Source organism: Kitasatospora sp. NPDC059973, assembly GCF_042737525.1.
GTDB lineage: Bacteria > Actinomycetota > Actinomycetes > Streptomycetales > Streptomycetaceae > Kitasatospora.
The window spans coordinates 1-5,761 of sequence record NZ_JBHWUI010000289.1 but is presented as its reverse complement, the minus strand read 5'-3'; the positions used below and the strand labels follow the sequence as shown (position 1 = coordinate 5,761).

The window sequence follows — 5,761 nt, the reverse complement described above, 5'->3', positions numbered from 1 at the left end:
CGGCCGGGCGGGCCGGCGGGGCGGCCGGCCGGCGCGGCGGGAACGGGGCGGGGGCGGCGGGCGCGGCGAGGCCGGGGCCGGAGTCCGTGACCTCGATCCGCAGGAGGTCCCCGCTGATCGACGCGGTGACCTGGAAGCCGTCGTCCGACCGGCCGCAGGCGCCGTGCTCCACGGCGTTGGCGCAGGCCTCGCTGAGGGCGACCCCGAGGTCGTCGGCGATCTGCGGGTCGACGCCCGCCGTCGCCATGGCACCGAGCAGGATGCGCCGGGCCAGCGGAACGCTGGCCGGGTCGCGCTTGAGGTGCAGAGTCCACCAGATGTCCACGGGAGGTCCCTCCTGGCTGCGGCTCCACATACAACTAGGTATCTCCGGGCGATCATGCGGTGAACCGTGCAGGGGGTCGGCTACCGCCCGTTCGGCGGATGGACTGGGGCCGGGGTGTGTGCCGAGCGGCGCACACCGGGGGCCGCACGCCGGGCCGAACGGGGCATTCGTAGGGATTTCCCACCCTGCCCTCGGCGGCGCGGGGGGCGATGAGATGATGGCCCGGCCATGACTGCCCTCGCCGCCGCCCCGCACCCGGGCGCCCCCGCACCGGACGCGCCGGTGGGGGCCGCCGCCTGGGACCTGCGGCTTGCGCGGGCCGTCCCGTTCGCCCTGGTCTGCGCGCTGATCGCGGCCGCCGGGCACGCCCTGGCCGGCGGCGGGAACGTGGCCCTGCCCGCGCTCGCGACCGGCTTCGCGGCCGTCCTGGTGCTCGCGGTGGCCTTCGGCGGGCGGGAGCGCTCGCTCGGTGCCATCGCCGGTGCGCTCGGGGCGGGCCAGCTCGGGCTGCACTGCCTGTTCCACGCCTTCGGCGGGCACGCCACCGCGGCGGCCGGCGCGATGGCCGGGATGCACCACGGCGGCTCCGGCCCGCTGACGCTGCCCCAGGTGGCCGGCCGGCTGATCTGCAACGAGGCCAGTCCGGGCACGCTGGCTGGCCTGCCCGGCAGCCCGTCGGCCGAGCAGCTGGTCGCCGGCGCGGGGCTGGACCCGCGGGCGTTCGCCGTCGCGCCCTGGTGGCAGGACGGCCTGTTCGGGATGACGCCGTCGATGCTCGCGGGCCACCTGGCCGCCGCCCTGGTGGCCGGCTGGTGGCTGCGGCGCGGCGAGGCGGCGCTCTGGCGGCTGGTCAGGATCACCGCCACGGCCGCCCGGGAGCACTGGACCACCCCGCTGCGGACGGCGTTCGCGCTGGCCGCGGTGCTGCTGCGCGGCCTGCTCGGCACGCCCGCCGGTCCCGCCCGCCGCTCCGGCGCGCGGGCCGGGGACAGCCGGCCGCCGGTCCGTGCCGCACTGCGGCACAGCGTGGTGCGGCGCGGCCCCCCGTTCGGGGCCCTCGCGTACTGACCCGCCCCCGACGGAGTGCCGGCAAGGCCCCGTACCGGGTCCGGGTGTACGCGGCGACCGCGCCGTACCCGCCGCACCCCCGCGGCGTGCGGCTCCCACTCGTCCCCACGCCGCGCGGCCCCGCCGGGGCACGGATCACCGTGTCCGGGAGCGGTCCTGCCGCCGAGCCTCCGAACGGAGACCCGAATCATGCGTTCCCTCCCCACCCGCCGTATCGCCGCCGTCGCCCTCACCGCCGCCGCGTCGGTCGTGGCGCTGGCCGGCCCCGCCTTCGCGCACGTGACCGTGAACCCGGGCAACGCCCAGCAGGGCGGCTACACCGCCGTGGACTTCCGGGTGCCGAACGAGAACGACAACGCGTCCACGGTGAAGCTGGAGGTCAACCTCCCGCTGGACCACCCGCTGGCCTCCGTCCGCACCCTGCCGATGCCGGGCTGGACCACGACCGTCGAGAAGTCCAAGCTCGACAAGCCGATCAAGGTGCACGGCAACGACGTCAACGAGGCCGTCTCCAAGATCACCTGGACCGCCGACGCGGGCACCAAGATCGCCCCCGGCCAGTTCCAGGAGTTCCGCGTCTCGATCGGCCCGCTGCCGACCGACACCGACAAGCTGGTCTTCAAGGCGCTGCAGAGCTACGACAACGGCGACGTCGTGCGCTGGATCGACGAGGCCAAGGACGGCCAGCCCGAGCCGGCCAAGCCCGCCCCCGTGCTGGCCCTCGACAAGGCCGCGGCCGGCGGCGAGCACGGCGCGACCGTCGCCCCCACGGCCACCGCAGACGGCCACGGGCACGGCGACGCCACCACCCAGGCCGCCGCCTCCTCGGACAAGGGCAGCGACTCCACCGCCCGCGTCCTCGCCGTGGTCGGCATCGTCGTCGGCCTGGTCGGCGCGGCGTTCGGCGTGCTCGGCCTGCGCCGCAAGAACGGCGGCTCCGCCTCCTGACCCCCGCACCGGCGGGGCCGCGCCCGTACCGCACCCGGGCCCGGGCGCGGCCCCGCCGGTGATCCACCGCGCACGATCGGATCCCCCATGTCCCGCACCCTCCGCACCGCCCGGCTGGCCGGCGCCGCCGCCGTCGCGCTCGCCGCGGCCCTCACCCTGACCGCCTGCGGCTCCGACGGCTCCACCGGGCCCGCCAAGGTCACCCAGCAGAAGGCCGACTCCCCGTACCAGGGCACCGTGCTCGGCAAGCACTTCGACAAGCCCGACCTGCAGCTGACCGACACCGCCGGCCAGCCCTTCGACCTGCGGCAGAAGACCAACGGCCGGAGCACCCTGCTGTTCTTCGGCTACACCAGCTGCCCGGACGTCTGCCCGACCACGATGGGCGACATCGGCGTGGCGATGACCAAGCTCTCCCCCGAGGAGCGCCAGAAGGTCGACATCGTCTTCGTCTCCACCGACCCCCAGCGCGACACCCCGCAGGTGCTGCGCACCTGGCTGGACTCGATGGGCAAGGACTTCATAGGCCTCACCGGGGACCTGGCCAGGGTGAAGGCCGCGGCCAAGTCCCTCGGCATCCTGATCGAGGACCCGGTGGTCAACGCGGACGGCACGGTCACCTCCACCCACGGCGCGCAGGTGCTGGCGTTCCTGCCCTCGGACGACAAGGCGCACGTCCTCTACCTCAGCGGCACCGAGGAGAAGACCTACGAGCACGACCTCCCGCTGCTCGCCCAGGGGGTCGCGGCATGAAGGGCGCCGGCGGGCCGCGCGGGTTCCGGCGGACCGCGCTCGCGGGGGCGGTGCTGGCGACGGCACTGGGCGCCGGCGCCATCCTGGTCGCCTGCGGCGCGGGCGACGGCGAGGCCCGGGCCGACGGTCCGGCCCTGCTGAGCGTCGCCGACTCCTACATCCCGCTGCCCCCGGCGGGCGGGATGGCGGCCGGCTACCTCACCGTGCGCAACGAGGGCGGCGAGGACCAGCTGGTCAAGGTCTCCAGCCCGGCCGCGCAGTCGGTCACCATGCACCGCTCCACCGCCTCCACCATGGAGCAGGTCGAGCGGCTGGACGTCCCCGCGCACGGCGCGTTGGAGCTCTCCCGCGGCGGCAACCACCTCATGATCATGGGATGGCGGAAGGCCCCCGCCCTCGGTGACGAGCTCGAACTCGACCTGACCTTCGCCCGGACCGGCACCGTCTCGGTCAAGGTGCCGGTCCGGGAACTCACCTACCGCCCCGGCCAGCAGTAAGGGATCCAGGAGATGCTGACGGCCGCGTTGCCGAACCCCACCACCCGCCGCCGGATCGTCGGGCTGCTGGGCCTGCTCGGCGCGGTGCTCGCGCTGCTGCTCGCCGGCGCCGGCCCCGCCTCCGCGCACGCCACCCTGCAGTCCACCGACCCCGCGCAGAACTCGGTCGTCGCGACCGCGCCGCAGGCCGTCACGCTGACCTTCAGCGAGTCGGTGTCGCTCTCCGGGGACTCGGTCCGGGTCCTCGACCCGGCCGGCAAGGCGGTCGACGGCGGCAACCCCGCGCACGCGGACGGCAAGGACAACACCGCCCGGGTCGGGTTGAACAGCGGCCTGGCCAACGGCACCTACACGGTGGCCTGGCGCGCGGTCTCCGAGGACTCGCACCCGATCGGCGGGGCGTTCACCTTCTCGATCGGCGCGCCCTCGGACACCTCCGTCTCCACCACCGCGCTGAGCGGCGCCGAGGCCGACGGCGTGGTCGCCGCGCTGTACGGCACCGGCCGGACCGTCGCCTACGGGGCGTTCGCGCTGCTCGTCGGCGCGGCCGCGTTCGTGCTGGCCTGCTGGCCGGCCGGGGCGGCGCAGCGCGCCGTGCAGCGGCTGCTGATGACCGGGTGGGTGGCGCTGCTGGTCTCCACCGTCGCGGTGCTGATGCTGCGCGGCCCGTACGAGCGCGGTTCGGGCGTCGGGCAGGCCTTCGACCTGTCGCTGGTGCGCGCCACCCTCGACGAGCGGATCGGCACCGCGCTGGCCGCCCGGCTGCTGCTGCTCGCGGCGAGCGGGGTCTTCCTGTCGTTGCTGGTCGGCCAGCTCGGACAGCCCGCGCCGGCCGCCCGCCCGGAGGAGGCGGACGACGCGCGGGCGAGCGGCGACGCACGGACCGCCGAGGAGGCGGAGGAGGCCGAGCTGCGGCAGCTGGAGCGGCGCGCCGCCGAGCGCCCGCAGCACGAGACCCGGCTGGGCCTCGGGGTGGCCGGACTGGTGCTGGCCATCGCCCTCTCGGCGACCTGGGTGGGCGCCGACCACGCCTCGGTCGGCATCCAGGTCTGGCTGGCACTGCCGCTCGGCATGCTGCACCTGATCGCGATGGCGCTCTGGCTCGGCGGCCTGGCCGCGATGGCGGTCGGGCTGCGGCACGGGATCGGCGCGGCGGCCGCCGAGCGGTTCTCCAAGGTCGCCTTCGGCTCGGTGGCGGTGCTCACCGCCACCGGGATCTACCAGTCCTGGCGCGGCCTCGGCAGCTGGAGCGCGCTGACCGACACCGAGTACGGGCGGCTGCTGCTGGTGAAGACCGGCTGCGTGGTCGCGATGCTCGGCGTCGCCTGGATCTCCCGGGCCTGGCTGGCCCGGCTGCGGGCCGCTCCGGCGGAGGCCGAGGCGGCCCGGCCGGTCGAGGCACCGGAGCCGGTCGCCGTCGCGGCCCACTCCGACGACCCGGTCCGGCAGGCCCAGCTGGACCGCCAGCGGGCCGCCCGGGCGAGCGCCGGCCGCGACCGCGGACTCACCCCGACCCGGGCCGGGCTGCGCCGCTCGGTGCTGATCGAGTCGGTGGCGGCGGTGGCCGTGCTGGTGGTCACCACGATGCTGACCAACTCCCCGCCCGGCCGGGTGGCGAGCGAGATCGCGGCGGCCGGCACCGCCAACGGCGCCACCGCGCCCGCGCCGGGCGTGCCCGCCCCGCAGACGGTGCCCGGCCAGACCATGGAGCTCAAGCTCCCGTACGACACCAAGGGCCGGACGCCGAACGCCAAGGGCACCGCGACCGTCACCCTCAACCCGGCCCGGACCGGGCCCAACGAAGTCCACCTGAGCCTGGACGGGGCGGACGGCAAGCCGGTCGAGGTCCCCGAGGTGGAGCTCGCCTTCACCCTGCCGGACCGCGACCTCGGCCCGCTGCCGGTGCCGCTGACCGCCGAGGGCCCGGGCCTCTGGAGCGGTACCGCGCAGCTCCCGCTGGCCGGGAACTGGGTGGTGTCGGTGCAGGTCCGCTCCTCGGAGATCGACCAGACCACCGAGATCAAGCAGCTGAAGATCGGGTGAGCGCGATGGGCAGCACCACGGACACCGGCCGGCCGCCCGGCGGCGCGGAGCCCGGCCCGCGCGCCGGCGTCACCCGGCGGGCCCTGCTGGGCACCGCCGGGGCCGGGCTGGTGGCCGGTGCGAGCGC

The 5,761-nt window shown here is 76.1% G+C and carries 6 protein-coding genes; 5 read left to right on the top strand and 1 reads right to left on the bottom strand.

All coding sequences use genetic code 11. The annotated features are described in order from the left end of the window. On the bottom strand, positions 1-325 hold a 325-nt coding region (locus tag ACFWA9_RS37890), incomplete at its 3' end, for an ATP-binding protein (protein ID WP_380393900.1). A 228-nt stretch (positions 326-553) separates the two neighbouring features. Between ACFWA9_RS37890 and ACFWA9_RS37885 the strand changes: the two genes are divergently transcribed. The 5 genes from ACFWA9_RS37885 to ACFWA9_RS37865 all read left to right on the top strand — a co-directional run bounded on the left by ACFWA9_RS37885 (position 554) and on the right by ACFWA9_RS37865 (position 5,634). Then, positions 554-1,393: a hypothetical protein gene (locus tag ACFWA9_RS37885; protein ID WP_380393898.1), complete on the top strand. Its 840-nt coding sequence runs from the start codon at positions 554-556 to the stop codon at positions 1,391-1,393. 189 nt (positions 1,394-1,582) lie between these two features. Next, complete coding sequence (locus ACFWA9_RS37880; RefSeq protein ID WP_380393895.1) at positions 1,583-2,341, top strand: YcnI family protein; 759 nt, start codon at positions 1,583-1,585, stop codon at positions 2,339-2,341. An 87-nt stretch (positions 2,342-2,428) separates the two neighbouring features. Beyond that, a complete protein-coding gene (locus tag ACFWA9_RS37875; protein ID WP_380393892.1) occupies positions 2,429-3,094 on the top strand; it encodes an SCO family protein in 666 nt (221 codons plus the stop codon). Beyond that, positions 3,091-3,591, top strand: a complete 501-nt coding sequence (locus tag ACFWA9_RS37870; RefSeq protein ID WP_352296421.1) for a copper chaperone PCu(A)C — start codon at positions 3,091-3,093, stop codon at positions 3,589-3,591. Before ACFWA9_RS37875 ends, ACFWA9_RS37870 begins: the two co-directional genes overlap by 4 nt. 12 nt (positions 3,592-3,603) lie before the next feature. Then, positions 3,604-5,634, top strand: a complete 2,031-nt coding sequence (locus tag ACFWA9_RS37865; RefSeq protein ID WP_380393889.1) for a copper resistance CopC/CopD family protein — start codon at positions 3,604-3,606, stop codon at positions 5,632-5,634. The last annotated feature ends 127 nt before the right edge of the window (positions 5,635-5,761 follow it).